We start from the raw sequence: 25,920 nt of genomic DNA on the forward strand, positions 1-25,920 counted from the left end.
GGGCTAACTCGATTATTTGTGGAAGTTGTTTTCGATGATTGAAATCAGTTCATCACCAAAGGTTTTCACCATGATCATGTTCTTCACTGCTAACTGCTGCTTACCTTCCGGAAGGTTGGTAATCTTTTCAGCCAGCGCAACCGAAGTAACGATGATGTCGAATGAACCTAAGTGTGATTTGTAATCTGTGATTGCACTGTTGAACGTGGTGGCCGGTACGCCTTTCTTATCTAAGAACTCTTTGATTTTCTTAGAGCACATCATTGATGACCCTTGGCCAGAACCACAGCACACAAGAACTCGTACTGGTTTATGTTCGACTGCACTACCCGCCTGTGGAGCTTCAGCTACTGCTTCAGGCTTTGTCGGTACTGCGACTTCAACTTCTACACCTTCTGGTGTCACAGCTGTCATAGTTTGCGCATTTTGCGCTTCGCCATCTTCTTCAGCTCGTAGGGCTTTTGATGCGAAGTACATGTACACACCAGAAAGAGCGACGACAACAAAGAAGAACATGCTAGAGCTAGAGATACCTTGCATGATTGGTGGGAACACTAGTGCCCAGTCAGCCATACCCATCCAGCCGTTAAACTCAGTGCCTGATTGCGCGAAGATGTGAATCGCCCAAGCCGAACCAACCACCTCGATAATGCCCATCACGAAACAGATCTTCATGACCGCTTTCCAGCCACCGAAGTGGTTAGCGAAGACACCAATCGTTGCGTTAGAGAAGAACATTGGAATGAAGCCAGGAATAATCATGATTGGCGCATCAAAGGCCAACATCGCCAATACCGCGGTAAATTGACCCACAGCACCCCAAAGGAAGCCGAACACCATTGCGTTTGGTGAGTATGCGTAGATAGCGGCACAGTCAATCGCTAATACTGCGTTAGGGATTAGACGTTGAGAGATACCGTTGAACGCTTCAGAAAGCTCGGCAACGAACATACGTACACCCGTTACGATAACTTGAATCGCAACCGCGAATTTCAGACCTGTTTCGAAGATGTAGATTAACCAATGTGTGCTGCCTGCCATCTCTTGAAGGTTATCTAGACCGAAAGAGAGAAGGATAATGCCGAAGAATGCAGTCATGACCAAAGTAGTCGCAGCAATACTGTCGTGGAAGATGTGTAGCCATTTCGGTAGGTTGATGTGGTCAACACTGTCGTTCTTATCGCCTAACTTCGGAGCAACTTTAGTTGCTACCCAAGATGCAAACTGTTGTTGGTGACCAATAGAGAAACCCGCACCGCCAGTCACTTCTTGTGTCGGCTTGAACATGATGTTCGAAGAGATGCCCCAGTATAGAGCCATCAGAATTGCAGAGTAGATGATGGTTTCCCACATCCCCGCGCCAAGCACGAAGTAGAAAACCGCAATCAGACCAGCTTGTTGGAACATGATGTGTCCCGTAAGCATGATAGTACGAATACCAGTGATTCTGCGGAAGGCAACCAAAAGGATGTTAATACCCAGAGCCATAAGGACTGCGTACCCAACCCAAGAGTAATTGTCTCCCATGGTTTCCATTGTCGCCATCATGGATGTGTAAGGGTCGATTACCGAGCCTGTCAGTCCATGTATTTCACTCATCTTTTCAATAACAGGTTTAAAGCCTGCTACCAGTGTTCCCGCACCCACCTGAACAATCATAAAACCAACGATGGTTTTGATTGAACCGGAGATAACAGTTGTTGCGTCACGTTTGAGAAGGATGTAACCGAGACAAGTTACCATACCAAGCAACAAAGGTGCTTTGGTCATAACCTGACTGTAAAAAATATAGAAGATATCGTATAAGAACTCCATATCTTTACCCTAATATAATTTGTATTTTTAATGATTGTAGGATTCAGTGATGTCTTGTTTTGCTCACGAGTTAGACTTTAACAATCAAAAGTAATCATTCAATGCTCACTTGTGATTACTTTGATTTATATCAATTATCCACTCCTAGAATGTGGTTAATTGAGCATTGGATCACACTGAAAAATATAAAAATCAATAAAAACAATAACTTATAAAAACTTGTGATTGAGATCTTGTTTTATAACAGCGAGGATTTGACAATCATGAATGTGATTATTAGAATCAAAACAAATCAAAAGTAATCATCAAATTGTCACAGCGACAAATAGAGTGATAAATATGAACGAAGTGCAAAGACACAACGGCATCCTGTCGTTACTAGAAGAAATGCAGACGATTAACGTCTCTCATATTATTGATAGTTTTAGTGTTTCACCGGCTACCGCCAGACGTGATATCGCTAAACTAGATGAGCTAGGCAGGCTTCGAAAGGTACGAAATGGCGCCGAAAGAATAGAAAACCAAAAGAGAAAGTGGTCACCACTCAATATCAACAGTACTGAGTTTTATGAAGAGAAGGCTCAAATAGCGCATGCCGCTGCCGAGCTTTGTCAGGCGGGTGACACCGTAGTCATAAACTGTGGCTCAACCGCTTTCTTACTAGGTCAGCAACTGTGTGGAGAAGACGTTCAGATCGTGACGAACTATTTCCCACTCGCCAGCTACCTAATCAACGAAGATCATGACGACGTGATCATCATTGGTGGCCAATACAATAAGGCGCAAAACATCTTTCTAAACCCAGCACCAAACTCATTGGGTGGCTATGCCGGGAATTGGATGTTTACGTCTGGTAAAGGGTTAACTGATGCGGGTCTCTATAAAGCCGACATGCTAACAGCGGTTGCCGAGCAACAGATGTTAGAACAAGTCGACAAGCTTGTCGTTGTGGTAGACAGCTCTAAAGTTGGCCAAAGAACCGGAATGTTGTTTTGCAATGCCAAGCAAATAGACATTGTCATCACCGGTAAAGATGCCAATCCAGACGTGGTTAAAAAGATTGAAGCTCAAGGGACGCAAGTCATCTTAGTGTAAATCTAATGGGCTAACCCGCCTTCAAATAATAATAAATTTCAGCTCAGTGCCTTAGTCCAAATTAAGGCGCTCGGCTCCCTACATCCAAAATTAATCAAATTATTGAAATAAAAGGTATTATCATGAGCAATGTAAACGAAATCACTCGCGAGTCTTGGATCCTAAATACATTCCCTGAGTGGGGCACATGGTTAAATGAAGAGATTGAACAAACTGTAGTACAACCTGGCACATTCTCTATGTGGTGGCTTGGTTGTACCGGTATTTGGTTAAAATCAGAAGAAGGCGCAAACCTATCAATGGACTTCTGGTGTGGTACTGGTAAGAAAACACAAGCTGTTCAAAAAATGAAAAACCAACACCAAATGATGCGTATGGGTGGTGTTGAAGCGCTTCAACCAAACCTACGTACTGCTATTTTCCCTCTAGATCCATTTGCGATTAAAGAAATTGATGCAGTAATGGCATCACATGACCATGGTGACCACATCGATATCAACGTGGCAGCGGCGGTTCTACAAAACTGTGGCGATCACGTGAAATTCATAGGTCCTAAAGCATGTGTTGATTTATGGATGAAATGGGGTGTGCCAGAAGATCGCTGTGTTATCGCTAAAGTTGGCGACGAAATTAAGATCAAAGACGTCAACATCAAGGTTCTAGACGCATTCGACCGTACTGCTCTAGTGACACTTCCTGAGGGTACGTCTTCTATCGATAAAGATATTCTAGATGGTATGGACGACCGTGCAGTTAACTACTTAGTAGAAACAACAGGCGGCTCTGTATACCACTCTGGTGATTCTCACTACTCAAACTACTACGCTAAGCACGGTAACGACCACAAGATCGATGTGGCACTGCTTTCTTACGGTGAAAACCCACGTGGCGTAACAGACAAAATGACATCTTCAGATATTCTGCGTGCTGCTGAGTCTTTGAACTGTGAAGTGGTTGTTCCATTCCACCACGACATTTGGGCTAACTTCCAAAACGACCCACGTGAAATCGAAATGCTATGGAACATGAAAAAAGAGCGTCTTCAATACGGCTTCGCACCATTCTTCTGGCAAGTAGGTGGTAAGTACACTTACCCAACAGACAAAGGTCGCATGCATTACCAGCACTTCCGTGGCTTTGCTGACATCTTCAAGAATGATCCAGAACTGCCTTACCGCGCGTTCCTATAATCATTAACACCATTATTAACTAGGGAGCGATTCGCTCCCTTTTTTTATCATCGAATAAGGAGATTGATATGGTATTACGTGAGTTCAAAAAACACTTTAATCGTGGCGACCTGAAGGCAGCAATTGGTGTTGTATCACCCGGTGCCAACGGTTACTACTTAATGGTGAAAAGTCATAAGTGGGGCGTGAACAGCTTTCTTGAATCAGATAGAAAGATGCAACCCCGAGTGTTTAAAACTCAACAAGCTTTGTTAAATGCAGCTAAAGCGATCGGCTTTTCCTACCACTCGATTGATATCCAACATTTATAATAACGCGGTCAGACTTTTCGTTGATTCGGTAATCGAAGTACTTTCGCAAAACAACCAAACATTGAGAACCTGAATATTTCACATTAAAAAGCATCTGTTTATCTACTCGATAAAAATAATTCTTACAATTAAGTGTTTATATTTATTAATAATATCGTCAGTGAAAGGCATAATAGCCACGAATCCTTTTAACGAGTTTGGTTATGTTCTACAAGCGCCTTTTGGTATTGGTTTTACCCATTTCTATTGTCTTTTCTGCGCACGCTGAAACGTTTGGTGAGCGAATGGATCGCATAGAACAAGAGAATGTACTTGCGAAAACCATGAGTGAAGAACAGGTTAAATTGATACAAAAAGTCGTACAGACCAACCACTGCGCTAAAGTGGCATTAACCCACCACCAACGCATTTTGGGGCAATATAAGGTTGAGACATCTTCTTCTGAGTTATTCGTAAAATGGCGTCAACTCGGTAAGCAATTAGACAACCAATACGAGACAGATTACCCCGGCTACCCTAAGCATACTTTTCAAGAGTATCCTGCCGCTTCAAGTAAGGTGGATGGCTACCTCTTTGCCTTAATTGATAATGGATTAAACGAACAATCGTGGATCGCCAAAGAGTTCAAGCAATGCAAAAAGAATAAGCTGATATCCAGAACCTAAGCTTCTATTTGCTCTGATTCGAGAGTGTTCATTCGCATTGGAACTAATAAAGTAAGAACAACCCTTCATAGCCACCAATTTCTATTTCACTCACATACTCACCGATGTTGCCATTAACATCGACAGGCTTCATTGGGATATCCAGTGTGATAGTGAGTTTTTCTGCATCATAAAAGCTCGGATTCTTACCGTGGAAATCGGTGCGATAAAGCACCCGACCATTGTTGAACTCTCTCGCTAATACCATATCTTCAGGGCCACCAGCGACTACCCGGTTTTCAGATTGATACATAAAGTACGTGAACGTCGGCAATACATGCGTCATGCCATTGGGTAGATCGGCATGCACCATTTCATTCATTGAGGAATCGCCAACGATGGTGTAGTCAGCAGGCTGAGGTGTGGTTGTCGACAGCATCAGAGGAATAGGATCAAAGCCTGTCGGGATTTGATGACTCGGGTCTCCTAAATCAACCGCTAGTAACAGACTTGGTTGGTAGGCGATGTTTTTAGGGACACCACTTTGCCAGAAATTGTCGGCAGTCGTGTTACCACTTCCATAGACGTAGCCATTATTCCACTGATTAAAATAGCTATGCTGCGCATGACGATTAAGATGGTATATCGCTAAAGCTGAATATTGGTCTTGTTTCCAGTTCTCTTCGCTATTTCCAAAATACTGAACTCGTCCGTAACGTGTAGTCGCCTGAAAAATAACACTTTGCCCATTATAGGCGAGCGCTGAGTTATCCCAGAATTTAGATATACCCGAGTAACCACTAAATCCAGTAGACGGAAAAATATAGTGCTCTCTTAGATACAGAGATTCCGCCTCGCTAAGATGAGACTGCCCATTTCTACCCAGCAAGTTCGCCGTACCAATGTTCAACCCAATGGACGCATCACTTTCTAAGGCAGATAAATTCTTGAGAAAAGTCGAAAATTGTTGCTTGTAGAGGTCATCAGCTTCATTCGAACCCACGACTGCGCCTAGCTCTTGAACGTGCCCGCCAGAGTGAACATAGAACTGGTTCGAACCAATCAGCTTATTGGTGTCGTCGTTGTACGCGCCATTCAAACCTTGACTTGCCCAGCTTTGCTTGTAGTAGCGATGAATGGCGGATAAATAATCCGTGTTTGCAACGTTCGTTAACGACCAAGATGAATTCGCGCTCCACATTCGACCGAAGGGCACCACTCTTGATTCCCAACGAAAACGTGCGGTCGCGTTCTTATTGGTACGATTTCGATACTCACTTGGCGACAAGTAATTATCGCCATCTAGGTCTGCAGACACGTCAAAGCCACGGATTTTTCTCCACTGGCTAATAGCATTGCCATCCGGTGTTGGGGTCGGAGCGTCGGTTAATTTGACGGTTGGAAAACTGTTTTTGAGTTTCACTTCTTTTAAACGTGGTCTGTCGTCGGCGCTCTCGCTTTGCCAACGAACTCTCACAACGTATAAGCGTCCGCCATCTCTCAAAAAGGTTGAGCCAAAGTACTGGCCGCCGCCATAACTCGCCCCGCTCCCATCATGAGTTGTGGCTCTTACCCAGTTATCCGGAAGGTTCCAAATCACCGATTGGTTTTTGGTCATATTGAGCGTTTTGTCTTTCTTTACATCGAGCCTTTCCCACTGTGAAACCCTTCCGTGAGAATCAACAGTCGTTGGGTATTCAATCCAAAATTCACCGCTGCCAGCAAACTGTGAGAACTTAAAGGTCAGCCGTTCGAACTGCTCAGCATGATAGACATACAATGCCCCGCCCTGTTCGTAATTCTCGAACACATCGGCATCCCAAGGAGGCTCTTGATACAGCCAAAAGCCAGCGTGGTCTTCACTGGCTGTATAGCCCAAGATCATAGGTTTTCGGTTTAAAAGCGTCTTTTCACCGTGAGTTTTATCCACTTCGGCAATAACAGTATCTTCAGAAAAGTGCAGGAAGTAGTCTTCGAAATTGAGGCCTTCTATCTCAGCTTGGTTGCGGAGATCATCCTCCAACCAACCCGAGTTCATCGCCATGACTTGGTTATACATATAACCAATTGTCGTAGCCCGTTCATTGTCGGCTATGTCGGCATAAGCTCCGAACACAATATCACTGTTGGTAATTTCCCAATCAATGACAGCATTCATAGACATAGGGGATCCCGAAAGATCGGATCCAGCTTCATGTTGACCAGGCAATACCACCGCAGTACCAACAGCAAAAGAATAGCCAGTAGTGAAACATAGAGGTATGAGTGTGAGCAGCCCAGAAATGTATGTTTTCATTATTCAAATTTCCTAATCGATACTGTCATGCCTTAAATCACAAGACGAAAAGTCAGCCAACTTACGTGTCAATTTAGGAATCAAAATACGAAAAAAGTATCGACTACATGGCAGTATTGTTCAAGTGCTTGTCTGTATTGTTTCATCTATGGCTAAGGAAACGAGCAAATGCCGATTCAAAATCAATACATTAAAGAAAAGATAAATTTTTATGATTTTAATTTGATTTGGAAACCAAGCTTCTCAGGATGACGAAAAATCAACTCAGATTTTCTCAAAATGAGAATAAAGAGCCTTAAAAGGAGGAAGATTATCAGCCCCTAACACGCATAGTGGAACTTGAATTAGATGCATCCAATCTCAGTTTTAACGCCACAATGTTGAAACTCAATTTGGATAAGCTAGTCTCAGTCATCTAAACAAGAATGATGACAAAAGAGTGGTAAATAAGCGATGTACGTTGACTATCATAAGCGGCTCGTTCCAGTGATACGCTATTTAGAGAAACACTTTAACGATCCGCTCAATTTGATCGAAGTCGCGGCATTAGCTAACTTTTCACCCTACCATTTTCATCGTACTTTTAAGGCCGTTCAAGGCGAAACGCTTGCTGATTTTATCAGACGATTGAGACTCGAAGCGGCAGCCAACGATCTCTTCAAAACCAAGCAACCTATTATTAATATTGCACTCGATTACGGCTTCTCATCGTCTCAAAACTTTGCCAAATCCTTCAAGCAACACTTTGGCGTTACGCCTAGCGCATTTCGTGAATGCACAGACTATCAAGCGTTCAGCGATTTAACTCGAAATAGCAAGATTGGACACACGTTGCGCAAGAATGGAAACGATGCAGTTACGAGTAATTCATATACTGGCTCCGAACTTTCAACATGGAGTAAGACAATGAAAACGCAACAATTCGAATCATCAAAATTGGCGTATGTGCGAGTAACAGGCCCTTATGGACAAGGATATGAAGAACCTAGCGGCCGTCTTTATCAGTGGGCAGAAATGAAAGGATTATCAGGCAACACCTGCATGTTCATTTATCACGATAACCCAGAAATCACACCGACAGACAAGTGCCGAACAGACATTTGTTTAATGGTTCCAGAGGATGTCGAAGTACCCAGCGGTATCGAGCTAAAGGACTTTCCCGGCGGGCAATATGCGGTGATGAGACAAACGATCACCGAAATCGGCCAATATGCCAAAGCTTGGGATGATTTAATGAGTAACGTCATTAAGTCCGGTATTGAAACAGACGATCGACCTTGTTTTGAGCTTTACCACAGCTACGATCCACAAACCCAACATTCAGACGTCAGCTTCTGTACCGCAATTAAGTAACGACAATCAAAGCCTACCTCGCGTAGGCTTTCTTCTCTTTAGTTCGCCTACCAACGGCTTTGTTGATTAATCAAGTTTATAGATGGGGCTATCTCGTTTCGTAGATTTTTAGTCAAATCAGTGAGAACAAATATTAGTAGACACCAGTAATGTCATGGCCCAAACGGATTTCATCCATCACTTGACGCTCGAAGCACTTTCCTAACGCGTACAATAAAAAACATCACCACACACGCGGTATAGAGCTTACCTACCAATAAACCGATATCGATCAACTGAGTTTCTTGCTTAATTAGACGTTGATACTCAGTATCAGAGAGGTAAGGATCGTCAAAGGGGACAACGTTAATCCCCCACATAAACCAAACAAACCAAACGACACCTCCTGCGAGCAGCCACAAGGCGAGTATTATCAGTTGCTCGAACACACCTAGCAGTGTGTTCTTATTAAGCGATATCTGAGCTTTTTTCATTTCACGACCTTTTCTCGCGACACAGGAGGCTCTTATAGAAGCAAGAGTATTAAAGCCTTTTATTCCACTTCCCTTGATGGTCTCGGTCGCAACTTTCTTGCGTATCGTAACTGACGTGCTTATCGATATTCTTAAGTTGAATCCCAACTTGATTGAACGCTTTTTGGATAACCCTAGAGACACTCTGTTGACCTTCGCTATTTAGGAAATTCGTTCTATCTTGGTTGGTATCGAATACACAGACAATTTTCAAACTTTGTGGGAATGAAGAGAAGTTGACCGAGTGAGTCACCCACAAAAAACCATCGAAGCCTTTCAGAGTGTCTTCACAAACATCATTTAACACATCTCTGATTTGATTTTCGATCTTCTTATCTGATTTACGCATCCGGTCAGGTTCCTATTTAACACCTTAAAAAATAAGGTTTTTCGGTCAAGTTAGTCTCAGCTGGTATTGGACACTGTAGGTGTTTCAAATGCAAAGTATTTGTATCAAACTCAAAAATTCCACAATGTGGGACTATTGTTTCACAAAGTGGAATGTTGATAGTTATCACATTATCAATGCCGAACTCTCGCTATATTTCTACCATACAACGAGAGGCGGTTTTATGAGCAAGTTACAAGGTAATCAAGCATTGGTAAAAGCGATCGCTGTCATCGACTCGATTGCTGAAGGTAATCGACAACTAAAAGACGTATGCGAGCATTTAGAATTACCAAAATCGACCGTGCACCGAATTATCCAAGGCTTGATAGAAGCTCGTTACATCCGCGAAGTAAAAGGAATTGGACTGGTATTGGGAACCAAAATGATCCAGCTTGGTATCCGTGCTCAACAAGACATGCCTCTCAAAGAGATTGCCAAGCCTTTTATACGCGAGCTTGCTGCACGAACTAAAGATACTGTGCATTTAGGCATCAAAGATGAAGACCAAATCTTCTACCTAGATAAGATCCCAGGTGAGCGTGCGATTCAGCTGCGTTCACAAGTGGGAGATCGGCTACCAATGTCCGCAACGGGGATTGGAAAAGCGCTAATGATTGATATGCCAAAGATGGAATGGATTCGACTTATTTCATCGCAAACTAATCACGACGTTGAGTCGATGCTAAAAAGAATGAATGAATATTCTAAGCATGACTATAGCTATGACTTAGAAGACAACGAAGATCTTGTACGCTGTGTTGCCGTGCCAATTCGAAATAAATATAACAATATTATTGCGGCTATATCAGTCACCAGCATTAAAGAATATATGTCTGACGAAAGAATGAAGGAATTAATTCCTATTATTACTGAATATTGTCAGAAAATATCCAAGCAACTTAATTAACCCTACAAGTGTATGTAACGTACACTTTATATAAATAATAAATTAATCAGGTACGACTATGTCTAGAACAGGAAAAATTCTAGCCATTGGTGGGGTGTTTGTCGCCTCAATCATTGGTACAGCTATTGCTACAAATTCTCAAGGAAATAACCAGTCGAGTATTGCGGCGGGTGAATCCCAAGTTCAAACACTGCGCTTTAGCATGAGTTCCAATAACAAACATCCTATTTATGATGGCGCGGCTAAGTTTAAAGAAATTGTTGAGAAATTTACCGAACTGAAGGTAGATATCTACCCTTCGGCACAATTAGGTGATGACCGTGCAGCCATTGAAATGTTGCAATTGGGTACGCTTGACGTATCTATCCCATCGACTGGCCCACTGGCTAATTTCTATCCTGAATACAATGTGTTCGACCTTCCTTTTATGATCACCAGTGAAGCAGTCGCAGACAAAGTACTTCGCAGTGAATTCGGTGACGACATGCTAAAAAGGCTAGAGTCAAAAGGCCTAGTTGGCCTGGATTTCTGGGAAAATGGCTTTCGTCACTTAACGAATTCGCGCCGCGCTGTAACATCAATTGACGATGTAAAAGGGCTAAAAATCCGCACCATGGAAAGCCCCCTTCACTTAGATGCTTGGAAGGCAATGGGCGCAACCCCAACACCAATGGCCTTCAACGAACTATTCACCGCACTACAGCAAGGTACAGTGGACGGACAAGAGAACCCATACCCAAATATCGCGCTGAACAACTTGTTCGAAGTACAAGAAACCTTATCGAATACAGGGCATGTATACACGCCATTGGCATTAATTGTTAGCCAAGCAACATGGAACAAGCTGAGCCGTCACGACCAAAGAGTCTTGCGCCAAGCGGCAATTGATGCAGGCGACTACGAGCGACAGGTAAACCGAAAAGTAAACCTAGAAAGCCTAGACGTTATCAAACAAAACATGGAAGTGGTAACACTGACTCCTGAAGCTCTTGTTGGTTTCCAAGAAGCAACCAAACCGGTTGTTGAAAAGTACACACCAATCATTGGTAAAGATGTGGTCTCCGCTTTCCAAGAGCAGATCAAAAAAGCAGAAAGCGAATTAGCCGCTCAGTAATTTAAGTCATCACTTTACGTTTAGACCATTACATTATTAATGCTGACTATTTTAACACTCAAATCTCTATGATTATTAATAATAGTTCACCAATAATCAATAAATCTAAGTAATAAGTGTACAAGGAATCTTATTATGTTGAATTGGTTAGATAAGTATTTTGAAAATACGATAGCCGTAATACTGCTCGTTATTATGACCGCAGCAATATTCTTACAAGTAGTATCCAGAACATTCGATTATTCAATTGCTTGGACTGAAGAATTAGCTCGTTATTGTTTCATTTGGCTTGTTTATATCGGTATCAGTTTTGCAGTCGCAAAAAAGAGCCATATTAAAATAGAAGCAATATCTATGTTAATTGATGATAAAGAAAAGAAGTGCCTTAGTCTATTTTCAGATTTCGTATTTTTAGTGTTCTCTATAGTTATTTTATTCAAATCTACGCAGATGGTAGCGAATCTCTACCATTTAGGTCAGACATCACCAGCACTTGGACTACCGATGTGGATCGTTTACTTGGCAGGTCCAGTTGGATTTGCACTTACAACACTCAGATTGATTCAACAGATGGTCTCGACCACTGAAGACATCAAAGCAATGAAATAGGAGGTAATCATGTCAGTATTTATTTTATTTGCGACGTTCGCACTGCTCGTTATTGCCTCTGTGCCGATTGCTATATCACTGGGCATGGCGACACTACTCACCATCATTTCAACGGGTACGTTAAGCGTCGACTTCCTTGTGAGTACCTTAATTACCTCTGTTGACTCCTTCCCGATCATGGCAGTGCCATTTTTCATATTAGCGGGTGACATCATGGGCAGCGGTGGTATTTCGCAGCGTTTGGTGAACTTCGCTAATTCACTAGTGAAAAACATCACAGGTGGCTTCGCGATTGCTTCGATCATTACTTGTATGTTCTTCGCGGCTATATCTGGCTCAGGGCCAGCAACCGTTGCTGCTGTCGGCGGCATTATGATCCCAGCGATGATCAAGTACGGTTACAACAAAGGGTTCGCAACTGCAGTTGTTACTGCGGCAGGTGCGATTGGTGTAATGATTCCACCTAGCATCCCTATGGTGATGTACGGCGTGTCTGCTGGTGTATCCATTGGCGATTTGTTCATTGCAGGCATCATCCCAGGCATCTTGGTATCGCTTTGTTTGATGGCTTGGGCATACATCTACTCTAAGAAGAAAGGTTACAAAGGATCAGACGAACCGTTTAGCTGGAAAGAGGTGTGGGCTCAATTTAAGCACGCTCAACTCGCTCTGCTTATCCCGGTAATCATTCTTGGTGGTATCTACGGCGGTATTTTCACGCCAACAGAAGCAAGTGTAGTAGCGGTGGTTTATGGCCTTGTTGTGAGTCTATTTGCCTACAAAGAAATTACCTTTAAAGACCTACCAAAAATCTTCACTAAATCGGTGATTACTTCCGTGATTGTGTTGTTGATTGTAGGTACCGCGACTGCCTTTGGTAAGTATTTAGCACTTGAGCAAATTCCAACACAAATTGCTAACGCGATGCTTGAGTTCTCTGATAGCAAGGTGATCTTCATTATCTTGATGGTAGCACTACTGCTTGTCGTTGGTTGCTTCATGGAGACGGTAGCAGCAATCATTATCCTGACGCCAATTCTGGTTCCAGTAGCCATGTTATTCGGTTTCAACCCAGTACACATCGGCATCATCATGGTAGTGACACTAGCAATAGGGTTTATCACGCCTCCCCTAGGTCTAAACTTATTTGTTGGCTCAAGTGTTTCTGGGGTCTCTGTTGAGAAGCTTTCCAAAGCCATCATTCCGTTCTTCCTAGCCATGATGTTCGCGTTAACGCTGATTGTATTTATTCCTCAGATCTCTTTGATTCTGATTTAAGTAAGGTATTTATTGTGAAAATTATTGATGTCATTCCACACGCAATCTCAGTTCCATTAGAGAAGCCGTTTTATTTCGCCCAAGGCTGGGTTCATAACCGTAGCTCAATGATCATCGAAATTGTTACCGATGAAGGTGTAGTCGGTTTTGGTGAAGCTTTATGTCATGGCCTGCAAAGCCCACACATTGCTGCAGCATTTATTGAACATACCTTTAAGCCAATCCTACTCGGACGCAGCCCTTTTGACGTAGAAGTGCTTTGGGAGGAGATGTACAACGTGACTCGCCCATACGGTCAAGGTGGTTCTGCGGTGAACGCGATCAGTGGTGTTGATATTGCTCTGTGGGATGTCATTGGTAAGGCTCTCAATAAACCGATTCACTCTCTCATTGGTGGTGCTTTCCGAAAGGAAGTCACCCCATACGCCACTGGCTTCTACCGCGTTGCTGACGCGAAATATCCAGAAGCCGCAATTGAAGAAGCACATCGCTATGTCGATGGTGGCTTTGAAGCGTTCAAACTCAAAATTGGATTTGGCGTAGATGAAGACATCGCCTTCATTCGTTCCATTCGTGAAGCCGTTGGCAATGATGTGAAGATCATGGCTGATGCTAATGGAGCGTACAACGCCGCTGCTGCACGTCGCATCATCAAAGAAACAGAAGAGTTCAACTTGTATTTCTTAGAGGAGCTGTTAGCTCCAGAGGACATTGCTGGCTATCAAGAAATCAAGAACCTTTCTAAGACTTATATCACCGCAGGTGAGCAACTGTTCGGAAAAATGGGCTACCGCCCTTGGCTTGAACAGAGAGCGTTAGACGTGATTCAACCGGATCTATGTTCTTCAGGTGGTATCACAGAATGTAAGAAGATCGCGGCAATGGCGCAAGCAAACCACACAATGATGATTCCACACGTGTGGGGCTCTGGCATTGGTATTGCTGCCTCTTTGCAGTTTATTGCTTCACTACCAAGCTCACCACTGTCACTCAACCCTATCGAGCCAATGCTTGAGTTTGACCAGTCTTCACACCCATTCCGCAAAGATCTCATTTGCGATGGCATCAAGATGGAAAATGGCAAGGTACAAATCTCTACCAAACCGGGCATCGGTGTCGATGTGAATACCGACATCATCAAGCAATACAAGGTTAACTAAAGAGGCAAAGTTAACTAAATAAACAGAGTTAGTTAGACCTGAAACGTTAGCGGTTCGACAAAGTAAACCGATAAAAAGTACATCAACTAAACCTAAAACTGCGCGCCTTAGGGCGCGTCTGTGAGCTGTAATTATGAATCAAAAAAACAAAATCAGTTGGCTAATTCTAGACTGGGGAACGACAAACTTTCGTGCCTTTGCCATGGATGAACAAGGACAGGTCGTTGATAAAACAGAGCGCAAAATGGGGCTACTGCAGGTTGAAGATGGAGCCTTTGCAATCGAGCTTGAATCTTTACTGAGTGAGTGGCTCGGCGAATACCAGAGCTTTCCAATTTATATGGCTGGCATGGTGGGTTCTGCACAAGGCTGGGTTAACGTCCCTTATGTTTCCACTCCAACTAATGTGGAATCCTTGGCTCAAAACACCCATCAATTCAACCTCCCTTGGGGAGCAAAAGCCACCATCATCCCAGGAGTCAGCCATTGTGATGAGCATGGCTGCTACGACGTCATGCGTGGTGAAGAGGTTCAGTTATTTGGACTTATTGAGTTGTTAGGCAAACCAACGCTTGAAGCAGCCTTTCCGGGTACTCACAGCAAACATGCAAATATTGAATCGGGCAAGTTAGTCTCGTTTTCAACCTACATGACTGGCGAGCTTTTCTCTGCACTGTCGACACACACAATCCTAGGGCGTGGCTTACCTGAACAAGTGAGTTCTAACGCTGCTTTTGTGAAAGGGGTAGAGGAAAGCTCGAACCCGTCAATCACTAATCAACTCTTCAAAGCCAGAACGCATCGTCTATTCGGAAACCTAAAAGAAGATGAAGTGTTTGATTACTTATCAGGGCTGTTAATCGGCAACGAAGTGCGAGAACTGCATCAAGAAAGCATCTACTTAGTTGGCGGAAGAGCCCTATCTGGACGTTATGACCAGGCATGTCGTCAGCTAAACAAAACAAGCGAATACGTGAATGGCGATGACACTTTCATCGCTGGAATGTTAAAAATTAAAGAGGCAATGAATAATGACCAATAAAGACTTTAACCTAAATGATCACTTACCACTTGTTGCCATTATTCGTGGTGTAGAACCGGCAGACTGTATTCGTGTAACACAGATTTTAATTGAGGAAGGCTTCTCAATGATTGAAGTGCCATTGAACTCACCAGATGCATTGACCAGCATTAAAATGCTAGTCGAACATTTCGGTGATCAATACTTAATTGGCGCGGGTACCGTTACCACACCAGAAAAAGCACAAGCTGTGATTGATACAGGTGCAAACCTAATCGTAACACCAAACTTTAACGAACAGGTCGTGAAAATGTCAGCGGCTGCAGGTTGCGTCAGCTTCCCTGGCGTTGTTACGCCAACAGAGGCGTTCGCTGCACTTTCTGCTGGTGCGACGGGGTTAAAACTATTCCCTGTTTCAGTGCTTGGCCTTGATGGCTTTAAAGCGCTGAATTCTGTGCTGCCTTCCGAAGCTATCTGCTTACCAGTAGGCGGCATCAACCCTACCATCGAGAGCATGAAACCTTACTTAGACATTGGTGCGAAAGGCTTTGGTTTAGGAGCGTCACTGTACAAGCCAGGCTTATCTGACGACGAGATTCGCGCCAATGCAAGAGCTTTCAATACCGCCTTCAAAGCCTCTATAGCTTAATTAAACTAGCCCGAAAAGTAAGCAGAACCAAAATACGGCTCATATTTGTCTATGTGAATTTTTTATTAAGTCATACACAACAACATGAGTCGTATCTTTAACTAAAACACTAGCCCGCCGCTAGTTCCCAATCGGTCAGTAACTTCATGATCATACGAGAGTCTTGATGAGTCGTCATTGGCGCAGCAAGTTGTGTGTCACATCGCTCAACCGCTTGGCGAATATTACGCACTTGATAATAGAACCCGTCGCCTTGTCCTTCGACTTTCACTTCACGTGTCGACGTTTCGTATATCTCAACAGTGAACGAGTTTTCTTCGGCCGGTAACCATGGGTTGGTGTCAAGGGTGATGCAGCCTTTGCTACCTACAATCGTGAAGCCATGTTTTAATCCGTGGTCTTCTGCTGTATGGATTTGAGCGGTGAAGTGGTCATTGAAACGCATCAATGCCGAAGATTCACAGATATTGCCATCTTGACCTCGTCGACCTATTGCTGAGATCTGCACATCATCAAATACGCACTCACCAAATTGCTGCTGCGCGACAGAGTGAATCAGAGACATCGGGTAACAACCTAGGTTGTATAATGCACCCTTGCTTTCTGGGTTCACAAACTGATCAATCGCAGCTACGTATGAACCTTGGATTGAGCGCACTTCGCCAATCTCACCTGTCGCTAATTCTTGATGAAGCTTGGCAATCAATGGATGGTTTAAGTACATCAAACCTTCTGCGAAAAATACGCCCGCTTCTTTCACCGCTTGCAGAGCTTGTTCGGTTTTTTCCATATCAACTGATAACGATTTTTCACACAGAATTGCTTTGCCTTTTTGAGCGGCTTTAATCACGTACTCGTGGTGAACGTGGTTTGGTAGAGCAATGTAGATGATCTCGACTGACTCATCTTCAATCAAAGCTTCATAGCTGTTGAAGGTTCGTGTTGGCTGGTACTGCGCCGCAAATTCATTGAGTGTTTTCTCTGTGCGTCCAGCAACGGCATACAGCTCACTTTGAGCATCGCCTTTAATCGCATCGGCCATTACGCCTGAGATAAAGCTGGTTCCTAATATTCCCCATTTCATGGCTTACTGCTCCTGCTTTTTTGTTTCAGCTGATTCAAGTTGCGTTTCGAACGCTTGAACTAACTCAGTAATATCACGCTCGATAAACGCTTGAGTGTGAGGCATTCCAAAGTGCTGATTGATCGCTTCACGGTTAACGTATTGTTCCAGCAAGATCACTCGATCGCTTTGGTTTGGGTCATAGGTTGCTATTGCTTGTAGGCAGCCCGGTTCACTCTGCATGTCTAAGCAAAACTGTTCGATAGCTTCTACTGCAGCATCACGTTCAATGTTCGTTTTAATCTTAAGTTCGGCAGTGACAAAGATAGTTTCGTTCGTTTGAGGCATTTCACGCTCTTATTTTAGTTAATTATCGGTTTGCCATTAATATAATTAACCCCTAATAATTGATAAACTCACGTTTTGTTTATTGTTTATCAACCAAGGGTGTTTAATGGATAAGTTAACCAGCATGAAGGTCTTCGTTTACGTGGTCGAGCAAGGCAGCTTTCGCAGTGCCGCAAACCACTTCAACCTCTCGGCGACCATGATCAGTAAACATGTCCACCACCTTGAAACGAGCCTCAATTCTCAACTGATTCATCGCACCACACGTAAGCAGTCTTTAACCGATTCAGGTCAGCTTTATTATCGAGAATGTAAGCGAATTCTTGAAGACATCAGCAATGCTGAAAACCTAATTCAAACCTTGGAGAACCAGCCACAAGGGACGGTAAAGATAAACTGCCCGGTTACCTACGGGAACAAGGTGCTTGCCCCGATTGTGGCTAAGTTCCTCGCGCATCACCCAACGATTAATATCGAACTCGTGCTGAACAACGACCTTGTCGATCCTTATTCATCCGATATTGATTTGATTGTGCGAATCGGTGACCTGTCTGATTCCAGTTTAGTCGCCAGATACTTAGGGGATTATGAGATGTGTTACTGCGCGGCTCCTGAGTACCTTAACCAACATGCTGAGATCCGCGTGTTGGAAGATCTCGCGCAGCATCCATCGCTTGGGTTCAGTTACAGCAGTCAAGTTCCTCACGCCACACCGAATAAAGAACGCGTGCGCTTGATGTCGAATAATGGGGATGTATTGCGATATGCCGCCCTACAAGGCGTAGGCGTATTGTTACAGCCGACTATCTTAGTTGCCGAAGAAATTGAGCGTGGAATGTTATTGGAGATCTTGCCCGGCATGGCACCTTTCCCTAAGCCGATTCACTTGCTCTACAAAACCAAGCAACTGTCGTTGAAGAACCGAACCTTTGTCGAGTTTTTATTAACCTCTCTTTCTGAGTAACTAAGCGCTTTCTAAACGACAAAACCGCTAGGCTGTTTGCCAATGGCTCATCAAGCACTTGCCAAGATCTGAAGGCGTGGTGTTATGGACGATCATCTCATCACATTGGTTGAACACCATGAAGTGTTTGAGTTCATCGCATAAGGCATGAACCAATGACTCATGGTTTTTAATTCGCTCTTCAACAACCAAGTTGCGAATATTGAGCAAACCACTCTTCCTGTCGACCTTGCAATCCATTCGTGCCACCAGCTCACCTTGCCACAGAATCGGTAAGCTAAAATAACCAAACTGACGCTTAGCTTCAGGTACATAACACTCAAGAAGGTAATCAAAGTTGAACAATGATTGCATTCGCTTACGTTGAATCAAGAGGTTATCGAACGGAGACAGTATCTTTAACTTTGTTCTGGAAAGGGGCTGATTCAACATTTCAAAAGCATCCGGCAGCACATAATAATCAGAGCCTTGAACACTCACTTTCATCACTTGTTTATCTTCAAGCATCTGTTGGAGTGTTTTCTGTATCAGTGGTTTCGTGTTCTTAAGGAGATAACTCATTTCCGACGCTATTCCCACACCATTAGCTTCTAAATAACGCGTTATTAGATGCTCGATGTACTCTTGTTCCGTTGGTTCTGAGGTATCAATGCCACTCGGAAAAACTCGTTCGGTTAGGTCATACACCTTATGGAAGTTCACTCGGCTCGGCACCATTAAGTCGCCTTGCATGAACAAGGTCTCTAACGCTTGCTTGGCCGGTTTACCGCCCCACCCGCCGGGATTTGGTCTATCGCCTTCAAAGTCTTTCGCCATCAATGGTCCTTCGCTCTCAATACGTTTGAGAACATGCGCCATCAGTGCGTCGTCTTTTTTATACCAATGCTTGAGCTTACCGCTTGCGAATCCATTCTTTCGATGCAGGCTGAAGCGGTAGTCACGCATAGGCAGATAAGCGGCAGCGTGCGACCAATACTCAAACACTTCTCGACGCTCTAACAGCTTATCCAGATGGTTAAGTTGGTAGTCTTGATTGCGATTCCACAGCGTATGATGGTGAGCTCGCTGAATCACCGAAATGGTATCAATTTGCACATAGCCAAGGTTTTCAATCGCAGACAGCGTATTCGACAAGGCGCCGCCATTACGTTGCTTTTTAGGCGGCAGCTTCTTAGGCGGCAATTTTTGCGAAAGCAGTACAATCTTTTTCGCTTGAGCGAGTGACAATGATTCCATGTAATTCAGACTCTAATTGATACCAATAATCGGCTTATGATTCAGCAATAAGTTCTTGAAAAATTTGCTTGTACGTTTCGACCGTCTGCGCACCAGTGACAGCACTCTTGCGATTGAATACCACGGTAGGAACTGCTGAGATCCCCATGCGTTGCCATTCAAACTCTTGCGCTTCAATCTGCTTCAAGTTGTCGGTGTTCTTTAGGCGCTTTAGTGCCTTCGTTGAATCTAGCCCAACCGCTTCAAGTTCTTGTGCGATAACCTCAAGATCAGACAGATCTTTCTGCTCTGAAAAGTGAGCCGTAAAGAAGCGAAGCTTTAACTCCGTCTGTTTACCGTGCGCTAGAGCAAAATCGAGCAGCACATGCAGATGACGTGAATTGACCATTCTCATGCTGTCATAGAAATTGAAATCGAAACCAACCGCTTTGCCACGCGCCGCAAGTTGTTCTCGTGAACTTTGGCTCTCTTCTGCGCTAGAACCGTATTTTCTCATGATATGGTCACGCAGGTTTTCACCCTCTTGCGGCATATCAGGGTTAAGCTCAAACGGCTGCCATTCGAGTTCAATCTGACTTTCTAAACCAAGTTCCGTAACGGCTTGCTCTAAGTTTTTGTAACCGACCACGCACCACGGGCACATTACGTCAGAAATAATATCGAGTTGAAGTTTCTTGCTCATCGTCATTCCAAATGTGGTTGATAAGGCGTATCCAATATAAGTGAATACCCATCTTTGTCACTAAGACTACTGATTAACTACAAGTTACACCACCTTGAACAATCGTTCAATCTAGATAAATACGCTAACCGCCAACAAAAAAGCCGATTCATGTAAGTGAGTCGGCTTTGATAAAAATCTAAAAATGATACAGAGCGTTACGCTAGCAACTTCTCAAGTACTTGGTACACACCCGCATCGACGTTACTTGGCGCACCAAAACGAGCGATCTCTTTCAGCTTTGGATGTGCATTTTCCATAGCGTAAGAGTGGTAGCTCTCTTTAAGCATTTCCAAGTCATTTAGATAATCACCAAAACTCATGGTCTGCTCGTAAGTGAAACCTAATGTGTTTTGTAGATGTTTAATCGCTGCGCCTTTTGACGCTTCAGCATTCATCACATCCAACCAAATTTTCGCACTGACAACCACTTGGTAGTTCTCACCAAACTTGGCATCAATTGTTGGGTTCACTTTCTCTTGTGAGCCATCGAAGTGACAAATAGCCACCTTGATGAAATCATCTTCTACCGCCAGTAAGTCTTCTACTTGCTCTCGGCGGTGGTAATACTTGGAGATCTCCGCCAGAGCACGCTCATCTTTGGTTTCAATGTATGCAGACTTCTTACCGCAAAGCACAACGTGTGCACCTTCAATAGAACGAGCTTCTTTAATGATGTCTTTGATGGCATCAGTATCAAGTAAGCAGCTGTAGAGTTCTTGGCCTTTGTGCATCACTAATGTGCCGTTTTCAGCAACGAACACCATGCGATTTTTTAGCGGGGAAAAGGTTTCCATCAAGCTGTAGTACTGGCGGCCCGATGCCGCAGCAAAAATGATGTCTTGAGCTTCTAGTCGCTCATAAAGATTGAAGAATTCTGGGTCTAGCTTCCCATGTTCATTAAGCAGAGTGCCGTCCATATCAGCAGCGATAAATTTGATGTTCTGTTGTGGCATTTCAGGGCTTACCTATAAGTAAAGATTAAAGTGTAAATTATGATTTTCGTTATCTTTTGTAACGGTTCTGCGTTCGATTATATCGCTAGATTAGCCAATGAGTGCAACGCTTATTTCTGAGCTCTAATAATTCGCTTCAAATGTGATTCAAACGTAAAGTTGAACTGCCCGACATGTCGCTTTGAATGATTGAGTCCTACATACCAGAGGTGAACGAAACCTCTCAAGGCTATACGCTCCTTAGACTCTATCACTTTATTTTTTGACCACTGTAATCATGATTCTAGCTATCACTTCGACCTTGTTTTGCATCGTTACCATCAAGTTTTTAATCACACTTGCCAATTTGACGCGCCATCGCGTTCACATTACGCCTAAAGTTTCTCTGAACAGAACCAAATGGCCAACCGTGTCCATTATTATCCCCGCGAGAAATGAAGAAGATAATATTGAGACTAGCCTCAGCTCGCTAATGAAGCAGAACTACCCAAGAGACAGGTTTGAAATCATTGTGGTTGACGATTTTTCTACTGATTCGACAAGAGCCATTGTTGATACGCTAATCGACACATCGAGTGTTAACGTTCGTTGTATATCAGGAAGAAAGCTACCGCCCAATTGGCTAGGGAAAAGCAACGCTTGCATGGTCGGCTCACAACACGCAACCGGTGAATATTTGTATTTTATCGATGCTGATACAAAGTCAGAACCCTTGATGCTACAAAGCGTTATACATTTCGCCTCACGACACAAAACGGATTTGCTGTCATTCAACCCTAGACAAGCATTCACATCAACGGTTGAGAAAATCACCTTACCCGGCATATTTCTTTCAGTTGCGTCTTACATGAACTTCAAGAACGCAAACGACAAGTCAAAATCAGACGCGATTGCTAACGGCCAAGCCATGTTGTTTACACGAAAGTCATACGATGCTGTCGGTGGACATATTGCGGTAGCCAGTGAGATATCCGAAGACATCGCTTTTGCAAAACTAATAAAGACATGCGGTTTGAAAGCATTTTGGGCTTTTGCTGACGAGCTTATGAGTACTCATATGTATTCAAACTTTAGTTCGATTTGGGCGGGCTTCTCCAAAAACATGAATCTTATTGTAAATTGCCAATCAAGATTCCAAGTACTTGGTGCATTCATCAAAACGAATATTATTGCATGGGCTGCCCCGGTGATGCTGCTTGTATCAACTCACCACTTCATCGCCGACCCTTCATCAATCAATAGCTACTCCTTAGCGATCAATGCTGTGATGTTACTGGCTTCCATTGTCACTTATCTTATTTTGGTCAAAGAGATCTTTATACCAGCTCGCTATGCGTTTGCTGTGCCTTTGGGGATTTCGTTGCAAAGCTTGTTGATTATTAACAGCTATCGTTTATCAAAGAACAATAAAGTCACTTGGAAAGGGCGAGTACTCTCATGATCAATAAGATTCTAACTTTCATAATCATAGTGACGTCCTTTTCAGCTTTAGCGTCGGATGCCAATGAGTGGAAGCTCGTACGCGATAAAAAAGGCATCGAAGTCTACAACCGAAAAATTGAAGGTAACGACTTTAAAGAGTTTCGAGCAGAGAGTGATACCAACGCGTCCCTCTCTTCGATTGTAGCTCTCTTTATCGACACCTCCGTTGGCACGCAATGGGTAGAAAATATCGATGATATGGAAGAAATAAAGCATTTTAGTGAGGCGCACACGATCACCAAAACCTATACCAAGGCACCCTGGCCTGTTGCCGATCGTGAAGCTATCGTAGAGAACGCGATCACTCAGGATCCAAAGACGATGATTGTCACCATTGCTCAACATGGTAGACCTGATTATTTGCCGAACGATAATAAAAAAGTCATTAGAGTGGCTAAATTAGAAGCTCGTTGGATTCTGACACCCATCGACGACAACACCACTCATATCTCTTATCGAGTATTGAGTGATCCAGGAGGGTCAATTCCTTCTTGGCTGATTAACATGGTCGCCGTTTCTCAGCCTTACAACACGCTTCGTGGGTTATATGAAATGTTGGATTCAGGTAAATACACCGATAGTCGTCTTAATTTCATCGAAAACTACACGTCGCTTTAACAGTACAAATGAATATTTCAGAGGTTTATATTGTGAAATTTCCATTCACTCCATTCGCAGTGATATTGCTTTTAGCATCAAGTGCAGCATTTGCAAATCAAGTCATTGTCGATACTACAGGTGTTGATGAAACAAAGTACCACGCCGATCTATATGAATGTCAGCAATACGCTCAACAAGTTAAGCCAGAAGAGGTAGACTCTCTTGGAAAGTATATTGTGGGCTCAACTACCAAGGGAGCAGCGCTTGGCGCGTTAGGTGGAGCGGTGTCTGGCGGGAGTGGTCATGATGGTACAAAAGCTGGCGCTGGCATCGGTATTATCAGCGGTGCTTTAAAGCACGGAGCTCAAAAAAGACAATCAGAAGAGCTATCTGAACAGCAGAAGTTTCAGGTTAATCGTAACTGCATGCTAAACCGAGGCTATGCTGTTCTCAACTAGCAAATGAAATGGCGTCAATCGATGTTAAACTCCGTTTTACTTGCTGAACTATCGTTAAGTTCAACCATCGTTACTGGAACGTCACGTCAATGCTCTGTTCAAATTTACACAGAGCATTGACGCCTGTATTAAATAGGCTTATTATCAATCGTCTTTTAACGATTAATAGTAAGTGAGTTCACCAAGTATGACTGAAACATGCCAAGCAACAGATAGCTGTTCTCTACCTCTTCCGCCGAGTAATGCTGAAGCAGAAAAAGAGATGGCTGCGTTAGCAAAAGCACTCGCTCATCCAGCGAGAATTCGCATACTTAGTATCTTGTCCGCTTTAGAAAAGTCGGGCGGCTGCTTGAACAGTGATCTGGTGAGTGAACTGGGATTGGCTCAATCAACAGTATCAGAGCACCTAAGAATCTTGAAAACCTCAGGTTTCATAACTGCTGAGTCGATACCACCGAAGATGTGCTATCGAATTAACCGAGATACTATTCAGCAATTTGAGTCGCTTATCGACACCATTTTGAAATAGATTCATAGCGCTTAGTTTGTCGAATATGGAATAAACTAAGCGTATTTTTTTGCTTTTCATATCGTCTTTCGACGATTTACGATTTCAACCAAAGAGAAAATATCATGAAACCAAAACTAGGTTTTCTAGATCGATACTTAACACTATGGATCTTCATCGCCATGGGCCTTGGTGTACTGCTTGGCATTCTATTCCCACAAATCGAACAGTGGAACGAATCAATGTCTGTTGGCACAACCAACATTCCACTTGCAATTGGCCTTATCTTAATGATGTATCCACCTTTGGCTAAGGTTAACTACAGCCTATTAGGTACTGTGGTCAAAGATAAGAAAGCCATCAAACTGTCTCTGATCATGAACTGGTTTGTTGGCCCAATTCTCATGTTTGCACTGGCACTAACTTTCTTGGGTGATCACCCAGGTTACATGGTTGGTGTAATCCTAATTGGTCTTGCTCGCTGTGTGGCGATGGTTCTGGTTTGGAATGACATCGGCGGCGGTAATAAAGAATACGGCGCAGCTTTGGTTGCCTTGAACAGCGCGTTCCAAGTGGTAAGCTACAGCTTTATGGCGTGGTTGTTCATCAGCGTTCTTCCGCCAGTATTCGGTTACGAAGGTATGTTGGTTGATATCTCAATGATCGATATTGCACACAGCGTACTTATCTACCTAGGTATCCCATTCCTAACGGGCTTCTTAAGCCGTAAGATCCTAGTGTCGATGAAGGGCGAGCAATGGTACAACGATGTGTTTATTCCACGTATCTCTCCAGTCACACTGATTGCACTACTGGCAACCATCGTTCTGATGTTCAGCCTGAAAGGCGAAATGATTGTTGAATTGCCAATGGACGTATTTTTGATTGCGGTTCCACTGACTATCTACTTCACTGCGATGTTCTTCATCAGCTTCTTCATCGGTAAGAAGATGGGCATTGAATACGACAAGAACGCATCAATTGCCTTTACAGCGACAGGCAACAACTTCGAGCTAGCAATCGCAGTGGCAATCTCTGTATTCGGTATCAACTCAGACCAAGCGTTTGCAGGTGTTATCGGCCCACTGATTGAAGTACCCGTGCTGATTTACCTAGTGAACGTTGCGCTTAAGATGAAAGACAAGTACTACAACGGTCTAACTGTGAAATCTACGAACTAATAGATAACTATCACTTTGAAAAGAAAGGCTCACGCATTAAGCAGTGAGCCTTTTCTTT

27 protein-coding genes are annotated in these 25,920 nt (G+C 43.4%); 18 read left to right on the forward strand and 9 right to left on the reverse strand.

Features of this window, described 5'->3' with window-relative positions:
- Positions 1–12: 12 nt before the first annotated feature.
- Positions 13–1,815 (reverse strand): PTS ascorbate-specific subunit IIBC, encoded by a 1,803-nt coding sequence (locus BCT34_RS14005; RefSeq protein ID WP_076654257.1) that lies wholly within the window; start codon positions 1,813–1,815, stop codon positions 13–15.
- Between the two features lie 339 nt (positions 1,816–2,154).
- On the opposite strand from BCT34_RS14005, the gene ulaR reads away from it, so the two are divergent.
- The 4 genes from ulaR to BCT34_RS14025 all read left to right on the forward strand — a co-directional run bounded on the left by ulaR (position 2,155) and on the right by BCT34_RS14025 (position 5,076).
- On the forward strand, positions 2,155–2,910 hold the full coding sequence (ulaR, locus tag BCT34_RS14010) for an HTH-type transcriptional regulator UlaR (RefSeq protein ID WP_076654258.1): 756 nt from the start codon (positions 2,155–2,157) through the stop codon (positions 2,908–2,910).
- A gap of 122 nt (positions 2,911–3,032) precedes the next feature.
- A complete protein-coding gene (gene ulaG, locus BCT34_RS14015; RefSeq protein WP_076654259.1) occupies positions 3,033–4,100 on the forward strand; it encodes an L-ascorbate 6-phosphate lactonase in 1,068 nt (355 codons plus the stop codon).
- A 68-nt stretch (positions 4,101–4,168) separates the two neighbouring features.
- The gene (locus tag BCT34_RS14020; protein WP_076654260.1) at positions 4,169–4,411 is read left to right on the forward strand and encodes a hypothetical protein; all 243 of its coding nucleotides are present in this window, start codon (positions 4,169–4,171) and stop codon (positions 4,409–4,411) included.
- Positions 4,412–4,614: 203 nt separating this feature from the next.
- Positions 4,615–5,076: a hypothetical protein gene (locus BCT34_RS14025; protein WP_076654261.1), complete on the forward strand. Its 462-nt coding sequence runs from the start codon at positions 4,615–4,617 to the stop codon at positions 5,074–5,076.
- A gap of 43 nt (positions 5,077–5,119) precedes the next feature.
- Here the strand turns inward: BCT34_RS14025 and BCT34_RS14030 are convergent, their stop codons facing one another.
- Positions 5,120–7,351: a hypothetical protein gene (locus BCT34_RS14030; RefSeq protein ID WP_076654262.1), complete on the reverse strand. Its 2,232-nt coding sequence runs from the start codon at positions 7,349–7,351 to the stop codon at positions 5,120–5,122.
- 453 nt (positions 7,352–7,804) lie between these two features.
- On the opposite strand from BCT34_RS14030, the gene BCT34_RS14035 reads away from it, so the two are divergent.
- Positions 7,805–8,704 (forward strand): GyrI-like domain-containing protein, encoded by a 900-nt coding sequence (locus BCT34_RS14035; RefSeq protein WP_076654263.1) that lies wholly within the window; start codon positions 7,805–7,807, stop codon positions 8,702–8,704.
- A gap of 170 nt (positions 8,705–8,874) precedes the next feature.
- Here BCT34_RS14035 and BCT34_RS24630 read toward each other — a convergent pair whose 3' ends face one another.
- Positions 8,875–9,177 carry a hypothetical protein gene (locus tag BCT34_RS24630; protein WP_241902776.1) on the reverse strand — a complete coding sequence of 101 codons (303 nt, stop codon included), beginning with the start codon at positions 9,175–9,177 and terminating at the stop codon, positions 8,875–8,877.
- 49 nt (positions 9,178–9,226) lie between these two features.
- A complete protein-coding gene (locus BCT34_RS14045) occupies positions 9,227–9,565 on the reverse strand; it encodes a Fis family transcriptional regulator (RefSeq protein WP_076654264.1) in 339 nt (112 codons plus the stop codon).
- A gap of 223 nt (positions 9,566–9,788) precedes the next feature.
- Between BCT34_RS14045 and BCT34_RS14050 the strand changes: the two genes are divergently transcribed.
- The 7 genes from BCT34_RS14050 to BCT34_RS14080 all read left to right on the forward strand — a co-directional run bounded on the left by BCT34_RS14050 (position 9,789) and on the right by BCT34_RS14080 (position 16,345).
- Entirely contained in the window at positions 9,789–10,514 is a 726-nt protein-coding gene (locus BCT34_RS14050) for an IclR family transcriptional regulator (RefSeq protein ID WP_076654294.1), read from the forward strand.
- A 58-nt stretch (positions 10,515–10,572) separates the two neighbouring features.
- Complete coding sequence (locus BCT34_RS14055) at positions 10,573–11,628, forward strand: TRAP transporter substrate-binding protein (RefSeq protein WP_076654265.1); 1,056 nt, start codon at positions 10,573–10,575, stop codon at positions 11,626–11,628.
- A 135-nt stretch (positions 11,629–11,763) separates the two neighbouring features.
- Positions 11,764–12,237, forward strand: coding sequence for a TRAP transporter small permease (locus tag BCT34_RS14060; protein WP_076654266.1), 474 nt, complete (start codon positions 11,764–11,766; stop codon positions 12,235–12,237).
- Positions 12,238–12,246: 9 nt separating this feature from the next.
- Positions 12,247–13,515 (forward strand): TRAP transporter large permease, encoded by a 1,269-nt coding sequence (locus BCT34_RS14065; protein WP_076654267.1) that lies wholly within the window; start codon positions 12,247–12,249, stop codon positions 13,513–13,515.
- Positions 13,516–13,529: 14 nt separating this feature from the next.
- Positions 13,530–14,675, forward strand: coding sequence for a mandelate racemase/muconate lactonizing enzyme family protein (locus BCT34_RS14070; RefSeq protein WP_076654268.1), 1,146 nt, complete (start codon positions 13,530–13,532; stop codon positions 14,673–14,675).
- Between the two features lie 133 nt (positions 14,676–14,808).
- Positions 14,809–15,717, forward strand: coding sequence for a 2-dehydro-3-deoxygalactonokinase (locus BCT34_RS14075; RefSeq protein ID WP_076654269.1), 909 nt, complete (start codon positions 14,809–14,811; stop codon positions 15,715–15,717).
- Complete coding sequence (locus BCT34_RS14080; RefSeq protein ID WP_076654270.1) at positions 15,707–16,345, forward strand: 2-dehydro-3-deoxy-6-phosphogalactonate aldolase; 639 nt, start codon at positions 15,707–15,709, stop codon at positions 16,343–16,345. Before BCT34_RS14075 ends, BCT34_RS14080 begins: the two co-directional genes overlap by 11 nt.
- Before the next feature lie 109 nt (positions 16,346–16,454).
- Here the strand turns inward: BCT34_RS14080 and BCT34_RS14085 are convergent, their stop codons facing one another.
- The gene (locus BCT34_RS14085) at positions 16,455–17,429 is read right to left on the reverse strand and encodes a Gfo/Idh/MocA family oxidoreductase (RefSeq protein ID WP_076654271.1); all 975 of its coding nucleotides are present in this window, start codon (positions 17,427–17,429) and stop codon (positions 16,455–16,457) included.
- A 3-nt stretch (positions 17,430–17,432) separates the two neighbouring features.
- Positions 17,433–17,756, reverse strand: coding sequence for an antibiotic biosynthesis monooxygenase (locus BCT34_RS14090; protein WP_076654272.1), 324 nt, complete (start codon positions 17,754–17,756; stop codon positions 17,433–17,435).
- Positions 17,757–17,862: 106 nt separating this feature from the next.
- Here BCT34_RS14090 and BCT34_RS14095 point away from each other — a divergent pair, with 106 nt between their 5' ends.
- Complete coding sequence (locus BCT34_RS14095) at positions 17,863–18,720, forward strand: LysR family transcriptional regulator (protein ID WP_076654273.1); 858 nt, start codon at positions 17,863–17,865, stop codon at positions 18,718–18,720.
- Between the two features lie 27 nt (positions 18,721–18,747).
- On the opposite strand, the gene BCT34_RS14100 is transcribed toward BCT34_RS14095, so the two are convergent.
- From BCT34_RS14100 to BCT34_RS14110, 3 genes are all read right to left on the reverse strand, one after another.
- Positions 18,748–19,956 (reverse strand): crosslink repair DNA glycosylase YcaQ family protein, encoded by a 1,209-nt coding sequence (locus BCT34_RS14100; protein WP_076654274.1) that lies wholly within the window; start codon positions 19,954–19,956, stop codon positions 18,748–18,750.
- A gap of 34 nt (positions 19,957–19,990) precedes the next feature.
- The gene (locus tag BCT34_RS14105) at positions 19,991–20,638 is read right to left on the reverse strand and encodes a DsbA family oxidoreductase (RefSeq protein WP_076654275.1); all 648 of its coding nucleotides are present in this window, start codon (positions 20,636–20,638) and stop codon (positions 19,991–19,993) included.
- Between the two features lie 197 nt (positions 20,639–20,835).
- Entirely contained in the window at positions 20,836–21,633 is a 798-nt protein-coding gene (locus BCT34_RS14110) for a Cof-type HAD-IIB family hydrolase (protein ID WP_076654276.1), read from the reverse strand.
- A 277-nt stretch (positions 21,634–21,910) separates the two neighbouring features.
- Between BCT34_RS14110 and BCT34_RS14115 the strand changes: the two genes are divergently transcribed.
- The 5 genes from BCT34_RS14115 to arsB all read left to right on the forward strand — a co-directional run bounded on the left by BCT34_RS14115 (position 21,911) and on the right by arsB (position 25,862).
- Positions 21,911–23,074 (forward strand): glycosyltransferase family 2 protein, encoded by a 1,164-nt coding sequence (locus BCT34_RS14115; protein WP_102305857.1) that lies wholly within the window; start codon positions 21,911–21,913, stop codon positions 23,072–23,074.
- Entirely contained in the window at positions 23,071–23,733 is a 663-nt protein-coding gene (locus BCT34_RS14120; RefSeq protein ID WP_076654278.1) for an START domain-containing protein, read from the forward strand. The genes BCT34_RS14115 and BCT34_RS14120 overlap by 4 nt, the downstream gene beginning before the upstream one ends.
- A gap of 32 nt (positions 23,734–23,765) precedes the next feature.
- On the forward strand, positions 23,766–24,173 hold the full coding sequence (locus BCT34_RS14125) for a glycine zipper family protein (protein ID WP_165690301.1): 408 nt from the start codon (positions 23,766–23,768) through the stop codon (positions 24,171–24,173).
- A 187-nt stretch (positions 24,174–24,360) separates the two neighbouring features.
- Positions 24,361–24,702 carry a metalloregulator ArsR/SmtB family transcription factor gene (locus BCT34_RS14130; RefSeq protein ID WP_076654280.1) on the forward strand — a complete coding sequence of 114 codons (342 nt, stop codon included), beginning with the start codon at positions 24,361–24,363 and terminating at the stop codon, positions 24,700–24,702.
- Between the two features lie 104 nt (positions 24,703–24,806).
- Positions 24,807–25,862: an ACR3 family arsenite efflux transporter gene (arsB, locus tag BCT34_RS14135; RefSeq protein WP_076654281.1), complete on the forward strand. Its 1,056-nt coding sequence runs from the start codon at positions 24,807–24,809 to the stop codon at positions 25,860–25,862.
- The last annotated feature ends 58 nt before the right edge of the window (positions 25,863–25,920 follow it).

This window comes from Vibrio sp. 10N.261.45.E2 (assembly GCF_002875705.1).
GTDB lineage: Bacteria > Pseudomonadota > Gammaproteobacteria > Enterobacterales > Vibrionaceae > Vibrio.